The organism is Variovorax multivorans (assembly GCF_051216835.1).
Classification (GTDB): domain Bacteria; phylum Pseudomonadota; class Gammaproteobacteria; order Burkholderiales; family Burkholderiaceae_C; genus Variovorax.
In genome coordinates this window covers 269,028-289,803 of the sequence record NZ_JBPJZL010000003.1, presented here as the reverse complement: position 1 = coordinate 289,803, position 20,776 = coordinate 269,028, and the positions used below count along the sequence as shown (strand labels likewise).

The window sequence follows — 20,776 nt, the reverse complement described above, 5'->3', positions numbered from 1 at the left end:
TCAGCGCAAGACCCGTTTCGAGGCACCAACGATCGTCAGCTCGACATAGCTCGATCCGTTGTGGCTGCGGTCGGAAAAGCGCACCACGTATCCGCCAAGGTCGAGTTCGCGAAGCCCTTCGAGGCCTCGCACGAGGCTCTCGCGCGTAGGGGACGAGCCAGCCTGCTGCAATCCTTCGACGAGCACCTTGGCGGACACGAAGCCCTCCATGTGGTTGTAGCCGACCTCCACTGCCTTGCGGCTCGCAAGGTCGGAGAGCTCGCGCGCAAGCTTTGTGGCGTTGCCCCACGGGTAGGGCATCACCTGGGCGATGGCGACTCCCTTGCTGCGATCGCCAAGGGCCTGAATCAGTTGCTGGGAACTGACCACGGACAAGGCATAGAACTGCGCGCTGGCTCCGGACGACTGATAGGCCGCGATGAAGTCGCTCGTGACCTTGCCTGCCGTAGCCAGGATGATCACCGGCGGCCTGGAGCGCGCGAGGTCTTGCGCCGCCTCTTGCAGCCTGCTGCCGTCGATCTCCAGCGGCGTTGCCGCCGCAAGCGCCACGCCACGCTTGGCGGCTGCGCTCTTGACGGCGTCGAGTCCTCCCGCGCCGAACGAGTTGTTCAGATAGGCCACGCCCACGCGATCGATGCCCAGGACGCTGAGGTGCTGCACGATCTTCTCGATCTCGTCCGCATAGCCCGCGCGCACGTTGAAGACGTATTTGTCGAGGCTGCTGCGCAGGACATCGGTTCCGGTGAAGGGCGCGATCAGCGGCACCTTGTACTCCCGCAATACCGGCAGCGCGGCCAGGGTGGTCGGCGTGCCCGCGAGATTGAAGAGCGCGAAAACGCCATTCTTCTCGATCAGCTGCCGCACGTTTTCTGCCGTGCGCTTGGGGTCGTAGGCATCGTCGAGCGCGACGAGCCTGATCTGCCGCCCGTGCACACCGCCCTTGGCATTGACCTGCTCGAAGCACCACCCGGCGCCTTCCTGGAGTTCGCGCGTCAGCGGGGCGAGCGGGCCGCTCAGCTGGCACGACTGGCCGATCAGGATCTCGGTGTCTGCCTCGGCGCGTGGAGCCGGCGACGCCCATGGCGCGGCAACCAGCGCCGCCGCCCCAGCCCCCATGGCTTGCAAGGCCCGACGTCGCGTTGCCGTAGCTGCGGTCGTCACGGCGTGCAGGTGAAGCTGGCCGCAGAGTTGACGTCGCCCGTCCCGTTGTAGCGCGGATACTTCGGCGCCTCGCAGACCGGCATCGTGCGGGCCGTGGCGCCCACCCTGAAGTTGTAGGTCAGCTGATCCGGCGCCTTGCTGTTCTCTACCCAGTCGACGATGGCGCTGAGCCAGTCGACCTCGGCCAGGTTGCCGCCCGCCCCGTGGGTCGAAGCGGGAACGATGAACATGCGGGCGTTGGTGCGAGGGTCGGTCAGCCCGAACGTCTTGGCGACACCGGACATGGTGGTGAAGTTGCGAACGTGATCGTTGACCGACAGCAGCGGATCTCCTGCGTCGTGCCACGAGAGCAGCTTGCGGCCCGACGCCACGTAGGCCGCGATGGCGTTCTTGTCGTGGTCGGCGCCGATGCGTTGAAGGCCGCTGCTGAAGACGTAGTAGTCGCGGTTGATGTCGAAGCTTGCCAGGTTGGGGGCCGGCGCCGTGCCCGGGGGAGGCGCACCGAACCACAGGGGATCGTTCGTTGCCAGGAACGCGAAACCGCCACCCAGGCCGCCGTAGCTCGTGACGCCCAGCGCCGGCACGCCGGGAATGGCGGAAGCAGGAGCGAAGTTGGTCCAGTTGTACTTGCTGTACGCGGTAGCGCCGGTGGCCAGCGTCAGGTCGCCGAGCAGGCCCGCGAGCGTGGGAACCTGCGCAGCCGACAGGCACAGGGTGGGGTCGGCATTCGCGCCGGGCTGGCCGCATTGCAGCGACGCGGCGGGGAGGGTGCAGGCACCGGGGTTGGCGAGGTAGCCATCGGTCGCGCCGTCGCTGGCGTCGCAGGCTGTCACTGCGGCTGTGTAGGCGGCGGCGTACTGGGCAGGGGTGATTTCGGCCGGCGTGGCAACCTTGGCGGCCGTGTTCATCAGGCCGGTGACGGCCCCGCCCATGTCCATGGTTTCACAGCCGGCGACGATGCCGTCGAATTCCTGGGGCCAGCGCTGCGCTGCGATGTAGGCGTTGCGTCCACCGTTGGAACATCCGTTGAAGTAGCTGTGCGTCGGCGCCTTGCCGAAGAAGGCCCTGGCGACGGCCTTGCCGAAACGCACCGTGGTGCCTCCCGCGGCGTACGCGTAGTCGACGGCCGACTGCTGGCCTTCGGGCGTGCCGCTTGCCCAGACGCCCGGCGCCGCCTGCGCAGGAACACTGGCCCGGTTGCCTCCGTTCGATGCCGCGTACACCGCGCCCTTCAGGGCGAGCGTGGGATCGACCGCGGTCACGGCACCGCCCGCGTCCTTCGTCACAACAGAGGCGATGCGTCCGTCGAAGCCACCGCCGCCCTGCTGCCAGTAGCGTCCGGTCCAGTTGTCCGGCACATCGATCTCGATGTCGAGGAAGGGCGCGCGCGTGCCGAGCACTTGGCAAAAGCCTGACGAATAGATCGGCGCCTTCGCCTCGAAGCGCGCAGTGCCCGTGACGGTCACGCCCTCGATGACCTGTCCGGTGAGCGCGTTGCAGGTGGCCTTGAGTTGCTCGGCGGTGGGCCCCGCAGGCGGCGGCGGTGCAGGGGGCGCAGGAGCAGGCGCGGGCGCAGGAACGATCGGCAGAGAGCCACCGCCTCCTCCCCCGCCGCCTCCGCAGGCTTGCAGGGCCAGGCCCGCAGCCAGCAGCAAGCCCTTCGGCAGCAGGGCTCGGGGGACACGTTTTTCGTCGCGCATGGTCGTCTCCAATGTTTGTTTTGTGCACCGGATATCCGGTGCCTCTCGTTGGGTCGGGTGATCGTCAAGATGCCGACCGACCGGTCGGTAATGGGCTGGGCGAGACTAACGCAGGAGCGCGAATACAGGCAAGCGGCGAAAGCTCGGGACTAACCCCTAAGATCGGCGATCGCGCTGCCGCCGCCTGGCGCAGGGCTCATCCATCTCGACCCATGACCGTTGACTCCCCCTCTTCCCGCCCGAGCGACCAGCGCAGCCTGATCGCCAGGAGCGCCGCCGAGCTGTTCGCCCGCAAGGGCTACGCAGCGACGTCGATGAACGAGATCGCCGAAGCCAGCCATCTGTCCAAGCCCGGCCTGTACCACCACTTCAAGGACAAGGCCGAGGTGCTGTTCTATATCGCGCACGGCCATGTCTCGCGCCTGGTCGACATCGTGACGGGCGTGGAGGCGCTGGACCTCGCCGCCGAGCAGCGGCTGCCCGAGCTGATCGAGGCGTTCATGCTCGAGTACGCGGAGGCGCAGAACGAGCACCGCGTGCTCACTGAAGACGTGCGCTTCCTGGACCCTGAGGCGCAAGCCTGCGTGCTCGACAAGGAGCGCACGGTGGTGCAGGTGTTTGCCGACGCCATCGCCGCGTCACGCCCGGACCTGCACGACGCGCAGCTTCACAAGCTGCTGACGATGTTCCTGTTCGGCATGCTCAACTGGATGTTCACCTGGTTCCGCCCCGAGGGGCGCTTCACCTACGAGCAGATGGTGCCGATCGCGACTCAGCTGTTCGTAAACGGCATCTCAGGGATGGACATCGAGCCACGGAAGACAACGCGCAAGCAGTAGCGCGAGCAACTCGAGGCCAATCTCTTCGGGATGCTGCACATGAGCCGGGCCTTCGCCGGATACGGCGTCCCGCCGTGACTCAATAGACATCGCGGCGATAGCGGCCCTGGGCGACCAGGTCGTCGAAGACCTGCTCACCCAGAGCCTCGCGCAGCGCCGAATCGACGCCCGGGGCCATGCCTTCGAGGCTGCCGCATACATAGATCACGGCACGCTCGGCAACCCATTGCCGCAGCGCATCGGCAGCTTCGCGCAACTGGTCTTGCACGTACCGGCGCTGGGCTTGGTCGCGAGAGAACACCAGGTCGATGCGCTCCAGCGCTCCGGCGGCCTGCCATTGCGCGATGTCCGTGGCGCAGAAGGAATCTTGTGCGGTGTTCCGCTCGCCGTAGACCAGCCAGTTGCGCCCGTGTCCCCGCCGCGCGCGTTCGCGAAGATGCGCGCGCAGGCCGGCAAAGCCGGAACCGTTGCCGATGAAGATGCACGGCATCTCGTCGTCGACCAGCGCAAAACCGGGATTGGGCAGCAGGCGCAACTCGATGGCGGTGTCTGTCGGGGCCGAGGCGGTCAACCAGCCTGATGCGATGCCAAGTCCGCCATCGTGGCGAACCTGGCGCACCAGCAATTGCACGCAGCCGTCCGCCGCAATCGATGCCACCGAGTAGCTGCGCGGCGCCAGCGGCACTAGCGTGTCGGCCAACGCCTGCGCGGTTGCAGCGGGTGTCGCCGTCGCAAGTGTGCTGCGAGACAGGGCATCTTCGAGCGTGCACTCATGGCCATCGAAGCGGACGGGTGTTCGCCCGTCGATCCCGGCGTCGCGCAGGAACCGCTCGACTGCGGGGCCAGCCTGGCGCGGCAGCAGTTCGACGAGTGCACCTGGCGCCCAGGCTGCCGAATCGGGGCGGGCCAGTTCGATCTCGAAAAGGGGGGCACCTTGACTGCCTGCGTTGAGCAGCGTGCGACGCACGAGGCGCCACGGCTCGAAGGGTGCCGCCTTCGGCTGGTGCGTTTGCCAAGTGTCGACCTGCACCGCGAACGCGTCGGCCAGCGACTGCTGCCAGCGCGCGAGGGCGCCGGCATCGCCGTTGCTCACTTCGATCATCGGGAACAGCGCCTGCGCGCCATGGCCGCGCAGATCGTGGTCGAGCGCTCTGCCGAAGCCGCAGAAGTTGGCGTAGTGCCTGTCGCCCAGAGCGAGCAACCCGTAGCGCACGTGCTGCAAGCCGGAACCGGTCTGTCGCGCGAACTGGCGTGCAAAGGCGCGCAGGCTGTCCGGCGGATCGCCGTCGCCGAAGGTGCTGGCCACCAGCAGCACCTTGCGGTAGCGCTGCAGCGCATCCACGCTCAGGCGGACCAGTGGCTGCAGCACCACTGCGACGCCAGCCGATTGCAGCACCGCCGCCGTCTGCAGCGCGATGCGCTCCGCGTGGCCGGTTTGCGTTGCGAAGGTGAGCAGCACGGGCTCGGCGCCGCGGCCGGCCGGTTGCAGGGCGGGGCTGAGGCGTGCGCGTTCGTCGCGCACTGCCCGCTTCGTGCGTCGGCGTCCGAGATAGAGCATCCATCCGGTGATCGCGAACAGCGACAGCCCCAGGCTGCTGAGCGTCATCACGATACGGCCGGGCAGGCCCCAGTAGGTTCCCATGTGCAGCGGATAGATGCTGTTGACCAGTCGGCCCGCCAACGGCTTGTCGGCATAGCGTTCATGCTGCGTGGCTTCACCGGTGACGGCATCGAGATAGAGACGGTTGCGCGCTCGCTCGTGTTCGGGGTTGGCACGCAGGTAGGTCGCTTCGATCTGCGTTGCGTTGCGCGTGGGCATGCGCAGCGTGACCAGGCTCCAGTCGCCGTTGGTTTCCTGCAGGAAGGATTGCCACACCCGTTGCAGGTCGGGCTTGGGTGCCACAGCCGTCTTGGCCTGTGCGCCGCCGGCCTGCATGCGTTGCGTGCGGACCATGCGACCTTCGCCTGCTGCGTTGTCGATCAGCGTTCGCACACCATCGAAGCCCCAGTAGAGGCCCGTCAGGCTGGAGGCCAGGTACGCCAGCAGTGCAATGGTGCCGACCACCGCATGCAGGTTCCAGAGAAATGCGCGACCGGTGAGTGCGAAGTCGAGCTTCAGCCAGGCCCGCCAGGCAAGCGGCCGGCGTGGCCAGCGCAGATAGAGGCCCGACAACGCCAGGATCAGCAGGCCCGTGGCCAGGGTACCGGTGACGGGCTTGCCCGTGTCGCGGGGCAGCAGCAGCCATCGGTGCAGGCTTTCGACAAACTCGAAGAAGGCGTCGCCTTTCGGCTCGGGCAGCAGCTCGGCCGTCCATGGATCGACCAGTCGCACTTCGCCCTGGCGCTGGCCTTCCGGTGGGGCGAAATTGACGCGTGCCGGCCGCCCGGGTTCGGCGAACACGGTGAGCGTGCCGATCCGGCGCTTTGGATGCGCCGCCTGCAACTGCTGCGCCAGTGCAGCGGGCAACAGCGCCACCGCGCCGCTTGGGTTGGGTGCGTGGCGCAGTTCGGGATTGATCGCGTCGATGATCTCGGCGCGGAAGGAGAGCGTGGCTCCGGTCAGCCCGATCAGCACGAGCACGGACCCGGCTGTGATGCCGATGAACCAGTGGATCTGGAACCAGGCGCGCCTCAGGAGGGCCATGTCGAGAAGTGGGGTTGGAGCCGCCGTGGGGGCGGCCGGGTTGTTGTTGGTGTCAGAGATCGATCAGAGATCGATCTTCAGCGTTGCCTTGACCGAGCGCGGCGTTCCAACGGCCAGCCGCGTGCCGGCCGCCGCCCAGTAGCGCTTGTCGGCGACGTTGTCGATGTTGATCTGCCACAGGGTGCGCTTGCCGAACAGCTGCGTGACGTAGCGGGCGCCCAGGCCGAAGATGGTGTTTCCGCCGATGAACGCCTGGTTCAGGTCGTCCACCGGGCGCCGCCCCGTGTAGTAGGCCCCGCCATTGACCGACAGGCCCGGCACCGCCGCGATGTCGTACGAGAGGAAGGCGCTGGCCGTTTGCTTGGCGGTGTTCTCGGGCATCTTGCCGTTGTACTGCGCGTTGATGTCGCGGAACTCGGCGTCGAGCGATTGGGCCGAGAGCTGCCACGCGAGTGCACGGGTCAGGCGGCCCTGTGCCGAGAGTTCGAGGCCGCGGTAGCGCTGCCGTCCGTCGGCCACGAAGGTGTTGGCGCTGTTGGTGTAGGCGCCCGGGCGCTCGATGTCGAACAGGGCGCCGGACAGCAGCATGCCGCCACTGGTGAGCCAGCGCAGGCCGATTTCTTTCTGCTTGCTCACGCCGGGTGGCATGTGGGCGTTCTGGTTGGTGGTGCCGGCAGGCGCAATTTCGCCTTCCTCTACGCCTTGTGCGTATGACACGTAGCCCACCAGGTCGGGCGTGAACTTGTAGCTGAGCGCCGCGAGCGGCGTGGTCTTGCGCACGTCGAAGGCGATCAGGGGGATCGTGGCGCTCGCGCCCTGCGTGCTCTCGAAGTGCGTATGGCGCGCACCGACCACCAACTGCCATTGCGGCGAGAAGGTGATGCGGTCGAGTGCGTAGAGGCCCAGTTCCTTGCTGTCCTGTGCCCCGGTGGTGGGCCGCGTCGGGAGCGCGGTCAGCGGCAGGTAGCCGATGACGACCGGGTTGTACAGGTTCTGCGCGGTGCTCGCGCCGCCGTAGTTGCGCTGGTAGATCGGGTCCTGCGTTTTCTTGCTCTGCGCGGCGCCGATGGTGAGTTCGTGCTGCAAGCTGCCGGTCGAGAACGTGCCGAACAGCTCGGTGCGGAACAGGTCGGAGGTCTGCTTCAGGCTCTGGTCGTTGCCGGTGATGCGGCCTGCGCCGGTCCGCACGTTGTAGTTGCTGAAGCTGGCGAGCCTGCGGTCGCGCTCGGCTTCGGAGTGCCCGGCTTCCACCGTCAGCGCCCAGTTGTCGCTGAGCGAATAGTCGGCGCGCAACTGGGTGTTGGTGACTTCGGCGTCGAAGACTGCCCAGGCCGGGCCCAGCAGCTTGTTCGGGTCGGGCAGGGCGGGCAGGGTGATCACGCCGTTGACGGCCGCCGGCCTCGTGATGCCAGCCTGCTCGGTGATGCGCTTGCGGTAGTTTTCGACGTCGGCCTTGAGGGTGAGGCGGTTGTTGACGCGCCAGTCGAAAGCAGCCGACACGAACCTGCGGTTGCCGTCTATGCCGTCGATGTTGGAGCCGACACGGCCGCCGGCCGCGTTGATTCGCACCCCGAACTGGTTCTGGTCGCCGAACTGGCGCCCGATGTCGGTGGATGCCTGTAGCGAACCCTTGTCGTCGACGGTGAGGCCAACGGAGGTCACCGGTGTGCTGCCGGCGCGCTTGGTCACCAGGTTGATGATGCCGGCCGGCGTGGTGAAGCCGTAGTAGAGCGCCGAGGCCCCTTTCAGCACCTCGACACGCTCCTTGTTCTCCATGGGGATCTCGGAGACGTTGGGAATTGCGAGCGAACCGTTGAGCCGGTAGTTCGTCCGGTTCTCGACCGCGATGCCGCGGATCACGAGCTGGTCGAAGGTGTCGCCGCCGTTCTGCTGGCGCGTCACGCCGGCAGTGTTGCGCAGCACGTCGTAGATACCTGCTGCACCCTGGAGTTCGAACACGTCGCTCGTGACCGTGTTGACCGTCGCTGGAACCTCCAGGATGTTGGCGCCCCGGAATGTGCCGGCCTCCACGGTATTCGCGACGAACCCGTTGGTGGCACTGGATTGCACCGTGACTGTGCTGAGTTGCCCGGACGCATCAGAAGCGGAGTCGGGCGTCTGTGCGTGAGAGTAAGAAACGGCGCCCGCGAGCGCGAGTGGCGTTGCCAGAAAGAGCTTGTGCATGGGAGCGTGCGAGCCCGCGCCGCGTGCAAGCGCGCAGTACTCAAAGAGAATTCAGGCGAAGTTTATCTCATGCGTACGGATGAGAATCATTCTCTCTTTTGTGCGGGTGTCTTCGAGGCGGAGTTTGCTGCTAGAGCTCGCGCCACCAGCGCTGCCCCGTGTGCGGCTCGGCGAGCGACAGCTGCTCGCCCATGCCCGGTGTGGCCAGTGCGACGCCTGCCGCTTCGGCCAGCGCCTGGATGCGGTCGAAGGGCTCGTGCCAGGCGTGCATCGCCAGGTCGAAGGTGCCGTTGTGCACGGGCATCAGCCAGCGGCCCTTGAGGTCGAGATGGGCCTGCAGCGTTTCTTCGGGCTGCATGTGCACCTCGGGCCACTGGGCGTCGTAGGCGCCGGTTTCGAGCATCGTCACATCGAAGGGGCCGAAGCGCTCGCCGATGGTCTTGAAGTCGGCGTGGTAGCCGGTGTCTCCGCTGAAGAACAGGCGCAGGTCGCCGGCCATGATCACCCACGACACCCACAGGGTGCGGTCGCTGTCGGTGAGGCTGCGGCCGGAAAAATGCTGCGCCGGCACCGCCACGAGCCGTACGCCCGCCACAGCCGTCTGCTGCCACCAGTCGAGCTGCTGCACCTTGGCCGCGTCCACGCCCCAGGCGATCAAACGGTCGCCCACACCGATGGGCGTGATGAACACATCCACCTTGGGCGCCAGCTTCATGATGGCTGCGTGGTCGAGATGGTCGTAGTGGTCGTGCGACAGGATCACGCCCTTGATCGGCGGCAGATCGTCGATGGCAATGGGCGGTGCATGAAAGCGCTTCGGCCCCATCCACTGGAACGGCGATGCGCGTTCGGAAAACACCGGGTCGGTGAGCCAGAACTCGCCGGCAAGCTTCAGGAGCAGGGTGGAATGCCCGAGACGGAACAAGCTTGCGTCGGGTGCGGAGGCCAGTGCTGCCGCGCTGAGGGGCTGCACCGGAATCGGCGCGCGCGGCACCGTGGTGTCGGGCTTCTGTGTCAGCACTCGCCAGGCAATGGCGAGCGTCTTGGCGAAACCGGGCTCCTCGCGTGGCACGACATTGCGGAACTTGCCGTCGAGCTGTCGCGGCGACGAGGCGCGAACGACGGGCTCGCTACGGCGAAGGCAGAGGGACTGGTTGGTCATGCGGAGCACTCCGATCAAGAGGGAGGATAAAAAGTACACCAGGCGGTGTAATTTTTCGGAGTGTACAGCGAATTCCGGAAAAGTAAACTCAGCGGTGTAAAATCCGCCCCATGACCCAGGCTATACGTCTTACCGACCGCAAGCGCGAGGCGATCGTCCAGGCCGCCATCGCCGAATTCCGCGCCAGTGGCTTCGAGGCTACGAGCGTCGACAAGATCGCCGCCCGCGCCGAGGTTTCGAAGCGCACGCTGTACAACCACTTTCCGAGCAAGGACGAACTCTTCGCCGAGATCCTGCGCGTGCTGTGGGAAAGTGCCGCGAGCCAGGAAGAGCTGCCCTATCGAGCAGATGTGCCGGTGCGCGAGCAGTTGCTCGCGCTGCTGATGCAGAAAATGTCCCTGCTGGCCGACGACAACTTTCTCGACCTCGCACGCGTGGCCATCGCGGCCGCCATCCATTCGCCTGAACGCGTGCAGGAGATGATGAATCGCCTGGGCCAGAAGGAGGGCGGGGTGCTCGGCTGGATTCGCGCCGCACAGAAGGACGGCCGCCTGAAGGCAGGCGACGCTTCACTGGCCGCGCAGCAACTGGAGAGCCTGGTCAAGGGCGTGGCCTTCTGGCCGCAGGTCGCGCTGGGCCAGCCCAAGCTGGCGCCACGGGCGCAGCGGCAGATCGCCAATGCGGCGGTAGACCTGTTCCTCAGCCACTACGAGGCATAAGCCGAGACTCGTGCTGCTGCACGAGAGTACGGCCGTCCGCGCCCGCAAGGTGCCGACGGCCGTAATTTCGTGCGTCACTTTCATCCCCTCCAACGCGGCTTTCGTCAACCCTCACGAGCGGAAAACAGCTTAACTACTAAATACTTGACACTTAAACTATTGAGTCATAAATTTACGGCACCACGAGAGTTCGTGTGCGGCTTTCGGTGGCATCGCCCGTAACGCACTTGTTCAATCAGCAGCGCGCTGACGCGCGCATTCAGGAGTTGCAAATGTCCATGCTCAAGATCGCAAAGCTCTTCACCGCCGCTTTCGGCGCCGCAGTCATCGCAACGGGTGCGGCCAGCGCTGCCGCCGCCACGACGGCAAAGCCCGGCATCGTCCTGGTGCACGGTGGTTTCGTCGACGGCTCCGGCTGGGAAGGCGTCTACAAGATCCTCACGAAGGACGGGTACGACGTCACCATCGTCCAGAACCCGACCATCTCGCTGGCTGACGATGTCGCTGTCACGAAGCGTGCAATCGCCGCGCAGAAGGGGCCGGTCGTTCTCGTCGGCCACTCGTATGGCGGTGTCGTCGTCACCGAGGCAGGCAACGACGAAAAAGTGGCGAGCCTCGTCTATATCGCTGCGTTCGCTCCCGACAAGGGCGAGTCGGTCGACTCGCTGATCAAGAACCCGCCGCCCGGCGCGCCGGTGCCCCCGATCCTTGCGCCGGTCGACGGCTTCCTGATGCTCGACAAGACGAAGTTCGCTGCCTCTTTCGCAGCGGACGTGAAGAGCGAAACGGCCGCCTTCATGGCGAATTCGCAGGTGCCGTGGGGTGTTGCCGCCCTCGCCGGAGCGGTCAGCGAACCGGCATGGAAGTCGAAGCCGAGCTGGTACCTCGTGGCCAAGGACGACAAGATGATCCCGCCGCCTGCGCAGCGCAACATGTCCAAGCGCGCGGGTGCCACCGTGACGGAAGTCCCCGGCAGCCACGCCGTCTACGTTTCGAATCCCAAGGCCGTAGCTGCGTTGATCAAGCAAGCCGCGAACAAGGTGTCTGTCGCCGCTGCCAAGTAATGGATCCGGGTGCTGCCTGGTGTGACGCACCGGGCAGCGCCGTCAGTCAACGCTTGTGCTCGCGCGCCAATTCCTTCAGCGCGAGAAAGCCGTCTTCCAGTGCAAGATCGAATTCGGGAAAGTTCTTCGGAGAGCGCGCCACCTGCACATCGATGATGTCCGTCTCCTTGCGCTCCATGAGCGTCCAGGAAAACGCGTGAGGTTCAACCTCGTCGATGATGACCCGCAGCTGGCTTGCCGGGACCATGGTGCGTTCCAAGGTGCGGCCTCCGGTGGTGTTTCAGTGTGCTGCCAGGACTTGCGCCTGATAGGACACATCCAGCAGCTTTCCTTTTCTCGCGTAGTAGCGGTCGATCCGCCACTCCTTCAGGATTTCCATCGCAAGACTGAAGGTGCCGAGGCTCAGCGTGTAGAGGCTGGCAAGAGGAAAGTCGCCCTCGGATTCCAGGGCCAGCACGAGTCGGGCCAGAGTCAGGGACTCCTCGCCGTTCGGGTCGGCCGTGATGATCTGGCGTGCTTCTTTGATCGCGTTCATCGGGGTCCTTTGTGGGGTCTCTCGAGCGCTGTCGCAGCGGCGAACCGCCGCCTGGGCCTACCGGCAGCCCCTTGGGCAATCTGTCTTGCCTTCAGGCCCGGCAGCAGGGCGTTCCGGTTGGAGCGGCGCAGTCTAGCACCGGCTTTTCGTCAAGGGGCACGTGCTTTCGCATGTTTCAAAGCGATGCGTCGTTCCTTTGCATACCGCGCTCTCCGGATTTTTATATTCTTTTTACAGCCCGCTCCCAAGATTTATCCCTGTTTTTACGCGCGCCTGCAGAGACTCACTGACTTGTTTCGTTTGCAGGAGTGATGAATGGACATCGTGTGGATTGCCGCCATTGCGGTCATGTGGGTCGTAGTGGCCGAACTGGTAGTCGGGCTGCACAAGCTCGATACGCCCAAGGGAGAACGGCCATGATCGGACTTGAAGTCCTTTACGGGTTCGCCGGGCTTATCGCCGTGATCCTGTTCGCCTACCTCGTCTTTGCGCTCATCTGCGCCGAGGAGTTCTGATCATGAGTAGCTCGGCCTGGGGGCTTCTGGCCCTCTATCTCGTCGTGCTGCTTTTGCTCGCATGGCCGCTCGGACGTTTCCTGGCGGCGATGTGCACTGGCCATATGCCGCGTTGGACTCAACGCGTCGAAGCACCGCTCTACAAGCTTGCCGGGGTCTCGCCCGACAACTCCATGCACTGGCGCACCTACGCCTTTGCGCTGCTCGCGTTCAACGCGGTCGGTGCACTGGCTGTCTATGGCCTGCAGCGACTGCAGGGCTGGCTGCCGTTCAACCCGGCGGGCATGACGGCCGTGTCGCCCGACTCGGCCTTCAACACCGCGGTGAGCTTCGTCTCCAACACCAACTGGCAGGGCTATGCCGGTGAATCGACCATGAGCTATCTCACGCAGATGCTCGGCCTCACGGTGCAGAACTTCTTCTCTGCCGCCACGGGCATTGCAGTGGCCTTCGTGCTGGTGCGCGGCTTTGCGGCGCGCCGCACCGACGGCAAGGGCTTCGTGGGCAACTTCTGGGTCGATGTCACGCGCATCACGACCTGGCTGTTGCTGCCGATCTCCTTCGTGCTCGCGGTGTTCCTTGCGGGCCAGGGCGTGATCCAGAACTTCGACGCCTACAAGACCGTGGACACGCTCGAGACCACCGCCTTCCAGCAGCCGAAGAACGACGCCAACGGCCAGCCGCTGAAGGACGACAAGGGCCAGCCGGTGATGGAAGACGCCACCACCAAGACGCAGACGCTCGCCATGGGCCCGGTCGCTTCGCAGGAAGCCATCAAGATGCTCGGCACCAACGGCGGCGGCTTCTTCAACGCCAACTCGGCGCATCCCTACGAGAACCCGACGGCGCTTGCGAACCTGCTGCAGATGCTTGCGATCTTCGTGATCCCGGCGGCGCTGTGCTTCACCTTCGGCCGCGTGGTCGGCGACATCCGCCAGGGCTGGGCCGTGCTCGCGGCCATGACGGTGATCTTCGTCATCGCCGTGGTCGTGCTCACCCCTGCCGAGCAGGCCGGCAACCCGCTGCTGACGCCGCTGGGCGTCGACCAGGTGTCGAGCGTGCTGCAAAGCGGCGGCAACATGGAAGGCAAGGAAGTGCGCTTCGGCATCGACGCCTCGGCCCTCTTCGCCGCCATCACCACGGCCGCCTCGTGCGGCGCGGTGAACGCCATGCACGACTCGCTCACTCCGCTCGGCGGCATGGTGCCCATGGTGCTGATGCAGCTCGGCGAGGTGGTGTTCGGCGGCGTGGGCACCGGGCTCTACAGCATGCTGATCTTCGCCATCCTGGCGGTGTTCATCGCCGGCCTGATGATCGGCCGCACGCCCGAGTACCTCGGCAAGAAGATCGAGGTCTATGAGATGAAGCTCACCTCGGTCGCCATCCTGGTGACGCCGATCCTGGTGCTGGCCGGCACGGCCGTTGCCGTGATCGCGGATGCGGGCAAGGCCGGCATCGCCAACCCCGGCGCGCATGGCTTCTCGGAAATCCTGTACGCGCTGACCTCGGCCGGCAACAACAACGGCAGCGCCTTCGCGGGCCTGTCGGCCAACACGCCGTTCTACAACGCGCTGCTGGCGGTCGTCATGTGGTTCGGCCGCTTCGGCGTGATCGTGCCGGTGCTTGCCATTGCCGGCGCGCTCGCCGCCAAGAAGCGCCTTCCGGTCACGGCCGGCACCATGCCCACGCATGGGCCGCTGTTCGTGACGCTGCTGATCGGCACCGTGCTGCTGGTGGGCTTGCTCAACTACGTGCCGGCGCTCGCGCTGGGACCGGTCGTCGAGCACCTGATGCTGTGGGCGAAGTGAGGCCCGGACCATGACTACAAAGACCAATACTTCCCTTTCGCTGTTCGATGCAGCGCTTCTGCGGCCCGCCCTCTGGGCCTCCGTCGCCAAGCTGAGCCCGCGGGTGCAGTGGCGCAACCCGGTGATGTTCATCGTCTACATCGGCAGCATCCTGACGACGCTGCTCTGGGTGCATGCGATGAGCTTCCCGGGCGACACCGGCATGAAGCCCGCCTTCGTGCTGGCCGTGACCATCTGGCTGTGGTTCACCGTGCTGTTCGCCAACTTCGCCGAGGCACTGGCCGAAGGCCGCAGCAAGGCGCAGGCCGCCTCGCTGCGCGGCCTGCGCAAGGACACCTGGGCCAAGAAGCTCAAGGAGCCTTTCCACGGCGCGGCGTTCTTGCCGGAACAGGCGCCCAACCTGCGCAAGGGCGACGTCGTGCTGGTCGAGACCGGCGACGTCATTCCGCTCGATGGCGAAGTGATCGAAGGCGTGGCCTCGGTCGACGAAAGCGCCATCACCGGCGAATCGGCGCCAGTGGTGCGCGAATCGGGCGGCGACTTCTCGGCTGTGACTGGTGGCACCCGCGTGCTGTCCGACTGGCTGGTGGTGCGCGTCTCGGTGAACCCGGGCGAGTCGTTTCTCGACCGCATGATCAGCATGGTCGAAGCCGCCAAGCGCCAGAAGACGCCCAACGAAATCGCGCTCACCATCCTGCTGGTTGCGCTCACGCTGGTGTTCCTGATCGTCACCGCCACGCTGCTTCCGTTCTCGATATTCAGCGTCGGTGCATCCAATGCGGGAACCGTGGTGTCGCTCACCGCGCTGGTCGCGCTGCTGGTGTGCCTGATCCCGACCACCATCGGCGGCCTGCTGTCGGCCATCGGCGTGGCCGGCATGAGCCGCATGATGCAGGCCAACGTGATCGCCACCTCGGGCCGCGCGGTGGAAGCCGCCGGCGACGTCGACGTGCTGCTGCTCGACAAGACCGGCACCATCACGCACGGCAACCGCCAGGCCACTTCGTTCCTGCCCGCACCCGGCATTCCGAAGGCCCGCCTGGCCCGCTCTGCGATGCTCGCATCGCTGGCCGATGAAACGCCCGAAGGCCGCAGCATCGTCGAGCTGGCCCGCCGCGACGGCCTCGACCCGGCAACGCCGGCCGAGGGCGCTCATTTCGTGCCCTTCACCGCGCAGACCCGCATGAGCGGCGTCGACCTGCCCGCCGCGCCGAACAGCCTCGACACCGACGCCGTCCAGCTGCGCAAGGGCGCGGTCGACGCGGTGCGCCGCCACGTCGAGGCGCTCGGCGGCAACATGGCACCCGAGGTGCTGCGCGCGGCCGAAGAAGCGGCCCGCCGCGGCAGCACGCCGCTGGCCGTGGCCGAAGGCAACCGCGTGCTCGGCGTGGTCGAGCTCAAGGACATCGTCAAGACCGACATCAAGGAGCGCTTTGCCGAGCTGCGCCGCATGGGCATCAAGACGGTGATGATCACCGGCGACAACAAGCTCACGGCAGCAGCCATCGCGGCCGAAGCCGGCGTCGACGACTTCCTGGCCGAAGCCACGCCCGAAGACAAGCTCGCGCTCATCCGCCAGTACCAGGCCGAAGGCCGCCTCGTGGCCATGACCGGCGACGGCACCAACGACGCCCCCGCGCTCGCGCAGGCCGACGTGGCCGTGGCCATGGGCAGCGGCACGCAGGCTGCGAAGGAGGCCGGCAACATGGTCGACCTCGACTCCAACCCGACCAAGCTGCTCGAAGTGGTGGAAACCGGCAAGGCGCTGCTGATGACGCGCGGCTCGCTCACCACCTTCTCGATTGCGAACGACGTGGCGAAGTACTTCGCCATCATTCCGGCGATCTTCGTGTCGACGTATCCGCAGCTGGGTGCGCTCAACGTGATGCGGCTCGCGAGCCCGTCGTCGGCCATCCTGAGCGCGGTGATCTTCAACGCGCTGGTCATCGTGTTCCTGATTCCGCTGGCATTGAAGGGCGTGCGCTACCGGCCCGTCGGCGCCGCCGCGCTGCTGCGCCGCAACCTTGCCATCTATGGCCTGGGCGGCCTGGTCGTCCCCTTCATCGGCATCAAGTTGATCGACTGGCTTCTTGTGGCCGTCCATCTCGTCTGAGGAGTTCCCAATCATGAACAACAACGGCAATATCGTTCGCCCCGTGCTCGTGGTCTTTGCACTGCTGAGCGCACTCACCGGCCTGATCTATCCGATGGCCGTCACCGGCGCCGCGAAGGCGGTGTTTCCGTCGCAGGCGGCGGGCAGCCTGATCGTGCTCGACGGCACGACCGTGGGCTCTAGGCTCATCGGCCAGAACTTCAGCGACCCGAAGCACTTCTGGGGCCGCCCGTCGGCCACCGCGCCGCAGCCCTACAACGCAACCGCCTCGGGCGGCTCCAACCAGGGTCCGCTCAACCCCGCGCTGACCGATGCGGTGAAGGCGCGCGTCGAGGCGCTGCGCGCGGCCGATCCGGGCAACACCGCGCCGGTGCCGGTCGACCTCGTCACGGCTTCGGCCAGCGGGCTCGACCCCGACATCAGCCCCGCCGCCGCGCAATACCAGGCCGCGCGCGTGGCGCGCGTGCGCGGCGTGCCGATCGAGCAGGTCAACGCGCTGATTGCAAGCAACACCCAGGCCCCGCTGTTCGGCTTGCTGGGCGAGTCGCGCGTCAACGTGCTGTCGCTCAACATTGGCCTCGACAAGGTGAAGTAATGGGCGATCGGATAGCCCGAGCTGCACCATGGTGACTGACCTGTTCCACGTCCTCTGCGCGATGGCGGCGCTGTTCATTCCTCTGGGGTTCGCGTGGTTCATCGTGTCCCGCACTGCACGCCGGCATGCGCGTGGAGCTAGGCGCAGGGAGCTCAAGGCAAGTGGTCCTGCTTCGCGCAAGGACCCCACGCAACGCTAGCAGGCCTTGTTCATGCAAGATGCCAATCGCCCGGACCCCGACGCCCTGCTGGCTCAACTGCGAAACGACGAAGCGCGCGCATTGCGCGGCAAGCTGCGCATCTACTTCGGCGCCAGCGCAGGCGTAGGCAAGACCTGGGCGATGTTGAGCGCCGCGCAGCGCGAGTGCGCCACAGGGCGCGACGTGCTGATCGGCGTGATTGAAACCCACGGCCGCAGCGAGACGGCCGCGTTGCTCACTGGGCTCGACACACTGCCGCTGCGCGAGCTGGACTACCGCGGCCGCACCCTCGCCGAGTTCGACCTCGACGCCGCGCTCGCCCGCAAGCCCGCCGTGCTGCTGGTCGACGAACTGGCTCACACCAACGCCCCCGGCTCGCGCCACGCCAAGCGCTGGCAGGACGTGCAGGAACTGCTGGCCGCCGGCATCGAGGTGTGGTCGGCGCTCAACGTGCAGCACCTCGAAAGCCTCAACGGCACAGTGGGCGCCATCACCGGCGTGCGCGTGCACGAGACCGTGCCCGACACCGTGCTCGACGAGGCCGACGAGGTGGTGCTGGTCGACGTCACGCCCGACGAGCTGACGGCACGGCTCGCGGCCGGCAAGGTGTACATGCCGCAGCAGGCCGAACGCGCCGCGCAGAACTTCTTCCGCAAGGGCAACCTGATCGCATTGCGCGAGATCGCGCTGCGCCGCACCGCCGAGCATGTGGAAGACGACGTGCGCGGCTGGCGCGTGGAGCAGTCGGGCGCTGGTGGCAACGGGCAGGGCCGCGAACTGCAGGCCTGGAACACATCGGGTGCGATCCTCGCCTGCGTCGGCCCGCATGAAGGCGCGGCGCAGACGGTGCGCACTGCGGCGCGTCTCGCGGGTCAACTGAATGTGCGCTGGCATGCGGCGTATGTCGAAACGCCGCGGCTGCAGCGGCTTGCTGCGGAGGAGCGCGATCGCATCCTCGCGGTGCTCAAGCTGGCGGAAGAACTGGGCGCCGTGACTGCGGTGCTGACTGGCGTCGACGTTGCGGCGGAACTTGCCGGACAAGCCCAGCGGCTCAACTGCGCAACGCTGGTCGTGGGGCGTGCCGAACCGGCCGAAGGCTGGTTGCGGTGGTGGCCTTCGGCCGCGCTGACGCGTGAGCTCGCCCGCCACGCTCCGGGCCTCGACATCGTCGAGGTCGCGCGAGCCGAAAGCTCCCGACGAATCGCGCATGGGCGCCCTGGCCGGCTTGCCGACGACAACGTGGAAGACACGGACAGGCCACGGGCGCGATGGCCCGGCTATGCCTTTACCGCGGCGATCAGCGTGGGCATGACGCTGGTTGCCATGCCGCTGTCGAATGTGCTGGAGCTGACCAACATCGTGATGCTGTTCCTGCTCGGTGTGGTCGGTTCGGCGCTGCGCTTCGGGCGTGGACCGGCGGCTTTCGCCGCGTTGCTCAACGTTGCGGCGTTCGACTATTTCTTCGTGCCGCCGCGGCTGTCCTTCAGCGTCAGCGATGTGCAGTACGTGCTGACCTTCGTCGTCATGCTCGGCGTTGGCCTGCTGGTGGGGCAGCTGACCGCCGGGCTGCGCTTCGCGGCCGGCGTTTCGGCAAGCCGCGAGCGGCGGGCGCAATCGCTGTTCGAACTGACGCGCGAGTTGTCGGCTGCGCTCGAGAGCACGCAGGTCGTCGAGCTCGGAGCCGCGGCGGTCGAAGGCCATTTCGGCGGCCGCGCGCTGGTACTGGTGACGGACGCGAACGACCGCCTCGTGATGCCGTCGCAGGCGCCCAAGGGATTCGACGCCTCCGTCGCCGATTGGTCGTTTCGCCAGGGCCAGCCGGCCGGACTCGCAACCGCCACGCTGGCGGCGCAGCCCTGGCACTACGTGCCGCTGCAGGCGCCGATGCGCATTCGCGGCGTGCTCGCGCTGTCGCCGGCGCAGCCTCGATGGCTACTGATTCCCGAGCAGGCGCAGCAGCTCGAGACGCTGGCGCGGCAGATCGCCATCGCACTGGAGCGTGTGCACTACGTCGAGGTGGCCCAGCAGGCGGTGGTCGAAATGGAATCGGAGCGCCTGCGCAACGCCTTGCTCGGGGCGATTTCGCACGACGTACGCACCCCGCTCACCGCGTTGATCGCACTGGCCGAGTCGCTGCAGAGCCTGCCATCTGGCGAGCATGTGGAGGCAGCTCGCGCAATCGTCTCGCAGGCACACCAGCTCCACGCGCTGGTCAGCAATCTGCTGGACATGGCGCGCCTCGAAAGCGGAATTACCGGCGGCGCCGTGAACCTGCGGCGCGACTGGCAGTCGGTGGAAGAAGTCCTCGGGTCGGCGATCCGGGCGGCCGAACCGGCGCTGGGCGGCGTGCATGTGCAGACGGTGCTGCCGGTCGACCTGCCGCTCGTCGAGTTCGATGCCGTGCTCATCGAGCGCGTGCTCGTCAACCTGCTGGAGAACGCCGCGAAATACGGCGCGCCGCCGATCGTGGTGAGTGGCTCCGTCACCGACACCGCCCTGGTGCTCACGGTGCGCGACCACGGGCCCGGCCTGCCCGACGTCGTGAAGGGCCATGAGCAGACGCTGTTCGACAAGTTCACGCGTGGCCAGGCGGAATCGGCCACGCCTGGCGTCGGCCTGGGTCTTGCCATCTGCAAGGCCGTGGTCAATGCGCACGGCGGAGACGTGACCGCCACGAACGCGCAGGACGGTGGCGCCGAGTTCGTCGTGACATTGCCGCGGCGGGCCCCGCCGGTATCCATGGAAGCCCAACTCTGAAGAACATGTCCTCCCACACAGCCGTTGTTATTGAAGACGAGCCCCAGATCCGGCGGTTCGTGCGCGGTGCGCTTGAAACCGAAGGCTGGCAGGTGCACGAGGCCGGCACGCTGCGCGAAGGCCTGACGGCCGCAGGAACCCGCAGGCCCGACCTGCTCGTTCTGGACCTTGGACTGCCGGACGGCGACGGCGTATCGCTCATCCTCGACGTTCGCCGGTGGTCCGCCGTACCGATCATCGTGCTGTCGGCACGCACCAGCGAGGCCGACAAGATCACCGCGCTGGATGCCGGCGCCGACGACTATCTGACCAAGCCCTTCGGCGCCGGCGAGTTGCTTGCGCGCGTGCGCGCCACGCTGCGTCGGCCGCGCCCGATCAGCGGTGCGGAGGAGGCCGAAGCCGTCTTTCGCTTCGGCGAGGTGGAGGTCGACCATGTTGCCCGGGTGGTGCGGCGCGCCGGTGTCGAAGTGCACCTCACGCCAACGGAATATCGCCTCCTGTCGGTGTTGATTGCCAACGTGGGGCGCGTGTTGACGCAACGCCAGTTGCTGATCACCGTGTGGGGGCCGGCGCAGACGGAGCAGAACCACTATCTGCGCATCTACATGGGGCATCTGCGCCAGAAACTGGAAGTCGACCCTGCACAGCCGCGCCACCTGCTGACCGAGACGGCGGTGGGCTACAGGCTGTCCGTCTGACCAGGTCCGGCAGCGCCGGAGCACGAAGCCGCGATGAAATCTTTATGCGCACGGCGCTACTTTTTACGAGGCTTTTACGAGGC

General features: G+C 66.6%; 16 protein-coding genes. 9 read left to right on the top strand and 7 right to left on the bottom strand.

What is annotated here, in order from left to right:
• Entirely contained in the window at positions 1–1,161 is a 1,161-nt protein-coding gene (locus tag ACSFCA_RS08380; RefSeq protein WP_435459274.1) for an ABC transporter substrate-binding protein, read from the bottom strand.
• Positions 1,158–2,861 (bottom strand): tannase/feruloyl esterase family alpha/beta hydrolase, encoded by a 1,704-nt coding sequence (locus ACSFCA_RS08375; protein WP_435459275.1) that lies wholly within the window; start codon positions 2,859–2,861, stop codon positions 1,158–1,160. Before ACSFCA_RS08375 ends, ACSFCA_RS08380 begins: the two co-directional genes overlap by 4 nt.
• Positions 2,862–3,073: 212 nt before the next feature.
• Between ACSFCA_RS08375 and ACSFCA_RS08370 the strand changes: the two genes are divergently transcribed.
• Positions 3,074–3,700, top strand: a complete 627-nt coding sequence (locus ACSFCA_RS08370) for a TetR/AcrR family transcriptional regulator (RefSeq protein WP_435459276.1) — start codon at positions 3,074–3,076, stop codon at positions 3,698–3,700.
• 79 nt (positions 3,701–3,779) lie between these two features.
• Here the strand turns inward: ACSFCA_RS08370 and ACSFCA_RS08365 are convergent, their stop codons facing one another.
• From ACSFCA_RS08365 to ACSFCA_RS08355, 3 genes are all read right to left on the bottom strand, one after another.
• Complete coding sequence (locus tag ACSFCA_RS08365) at positions 3,780–6,344, bottom strand: PepSY domain-containing protein (protein ID WP_435459277.1); 2,565 nt, start codon at positions 6,342–6,344, stop codon at positions 3,780–3,782.
• Positions 6,345–6,407: 63 nt separating this feature from the next.
• Positions 6,408–8,528 (bottom strand): TonB-dependent siderophore receptor, encoded by a 2,121-nt coding sequence (locus tag ACSFCA_RS08360; RefSeq protein WP_435459278.1) that lies wholly within the window; start codon positions 8,526–8,528, stop codon positions 6,408–6,410.
• A gap of 130 nt (positions 8,529–8,658) precedes the next feature.
• Positions 8,659–9,690, bottom strand: a complete 1,032-nt coding sequence (locus ACSFCA_RS08355; RefSeq protein WP_435459279.1) for an MBL fold metallo-hydrolase — start codon at positions 9,688–9,690, stop codon at positions 8,659–8,661.
• A gap of 110 nt (positions 9,691–9,800) precedes the next feature.
• On the opposite strand from ACSFCA_RS08355, the gene ACSFCA_RS08350 reads away from it, so the two are divergent.
• The gene (locus ACSFCA_RS08350; RefSeq protein WP_435459280.1) at positions 9,801–10,409 is read left to right on the top strand and encodes a TetR/AcrR family transcriptional regulator; all 609 of its coding nucleotides are present in this window, start codon (positions 9,801–9,803) and stop codon (positions 10,407–10,409) included.
• A 272-nt stretch (positions 10,410–10,681) separates the two neighbouring features.
• Positions 10,682–11,473, top strand: coding sequence for an alpha/beta fold hydrolase (locus tag ACSFCA_RS08345; protein ID WP_435459281.1), 792 nt, complete (start codon positions 10,682–10,684; stop codon positions 11,471–11,473).
• 46 nt (positions 11,474–11,519) lie between these two features.
• Here the strand turns inward: ACSFCA_RS08345 and ACSFCA_RS08340 are convergent, their stop codons facing one another.
• Positions 11,520–11,732 (bottom strand): hypothetical protein, encoded by a 213-nt coding sequence (locus ACSFCA_RS08340; protein WP_093081869.1) that lies wholly within the window; start codon positions 11,730–11,732, stop codon positions 11,520–11,522.
• A gap of 21 nt (positions 11,733–11,753) precedes the next feature.
• Complete coding sequence (locus ACSFCA_RS08335; protein ID WP_258353124.1) at positions 11,754–12,008, bottom strand: hypothetical protein; 255 nt, start codon at positions 12,006–12,008, stop codon at positions 11,754–11,756.
• A gap of 416 nt (positions 12,009–12,424) precedes the next feature.
• Between ACSFCA_RS08335 and kdpF the strand changes: the two genes are divergently transcribed.
• From kdpF to kdpE, 6 genes are all read left to right on the top strand, one after another.
• Complete coding sequence (gene kdpF, locus ACSFCA_RS08330) at positions 12,425–12,523, top strand: K(+)-transporting ATPase subunit F (protein ID WP_093059552.1); 99 nt, start codon at positions 12,425–12,427, stop codon at positions 12,521–12,523.
• A 2-nt stretch (positions 12,524–12,525) separates the two neighbouring features.
• Positions 12,526–14,331 (top strand): potassium-transporting ATPase subunit KdpA, encoded by a 1,806-nt coding sequence (kdpA, locus tag ACSFCA_RS08325; RefSeq protein ID WP_435459282.1) that lies wholly within the window; start codon positions 12,526–12,528, stop codon positions 14,329–14,331.
• Between the two features lie 10 nt (positions 14,332–14,341).
• Positions 14,342–16,444, top strand: a complete 2,103-nt coding sequence (kdpB, locus tag ACSFCA_RS08320) for a potassium-transporting ATPase subunit KdpB (protein WP_435459283.1) — start codon at positions 14,342–14,344, stop codon at positions 16,442–16,444.
• A gap of 13 nt (positions 16,445–16,457) precedes the next feature.
• The gene (kdpC, locus tag ACSFCA_RS08315; protein ID WP_435459284.1) at positions 16,458–17,039 is read left to right on the top strand and encodes a potassium-transporting ATPase subunit KdpC; all 582 of its coding nucleotides are present in this window, start codon (positions 16,458–16,460) and stop codon (positions 17,037–17,039) included.
• 211 nt (positions 17,040–17,250) lie between these two features.
• Positions 17,251–19,995 carry a DUF4118 domain-containing protein gene (locus tag ACSFCA_RS08310; RefSeq protein ID WP_435459285.1) on the top strand — a complete coding sequence of 915 codons (2,745 nt, stop codon included), beginning with the start codon at positions 17,251–17,253 and terminating at the stop codon, positions 19,993–19,995.
• 5 nt (positions 19,996–20,000) lie between these two features.
• Positions 20,001–20,693: a two-component system response regulator KdpE gene (kdpE, locus tag ACSFCA_RS08305; protein WP_093179898.1), complete on the top strand. Its 693-nt coding sequence runs from the start codon at positions 20,001–20,003 to the stop codon at positions 20,691–20,693.
• The last annotated feature ends 83 nt before the right edge of the window (positions 20,694–20,776 follow it).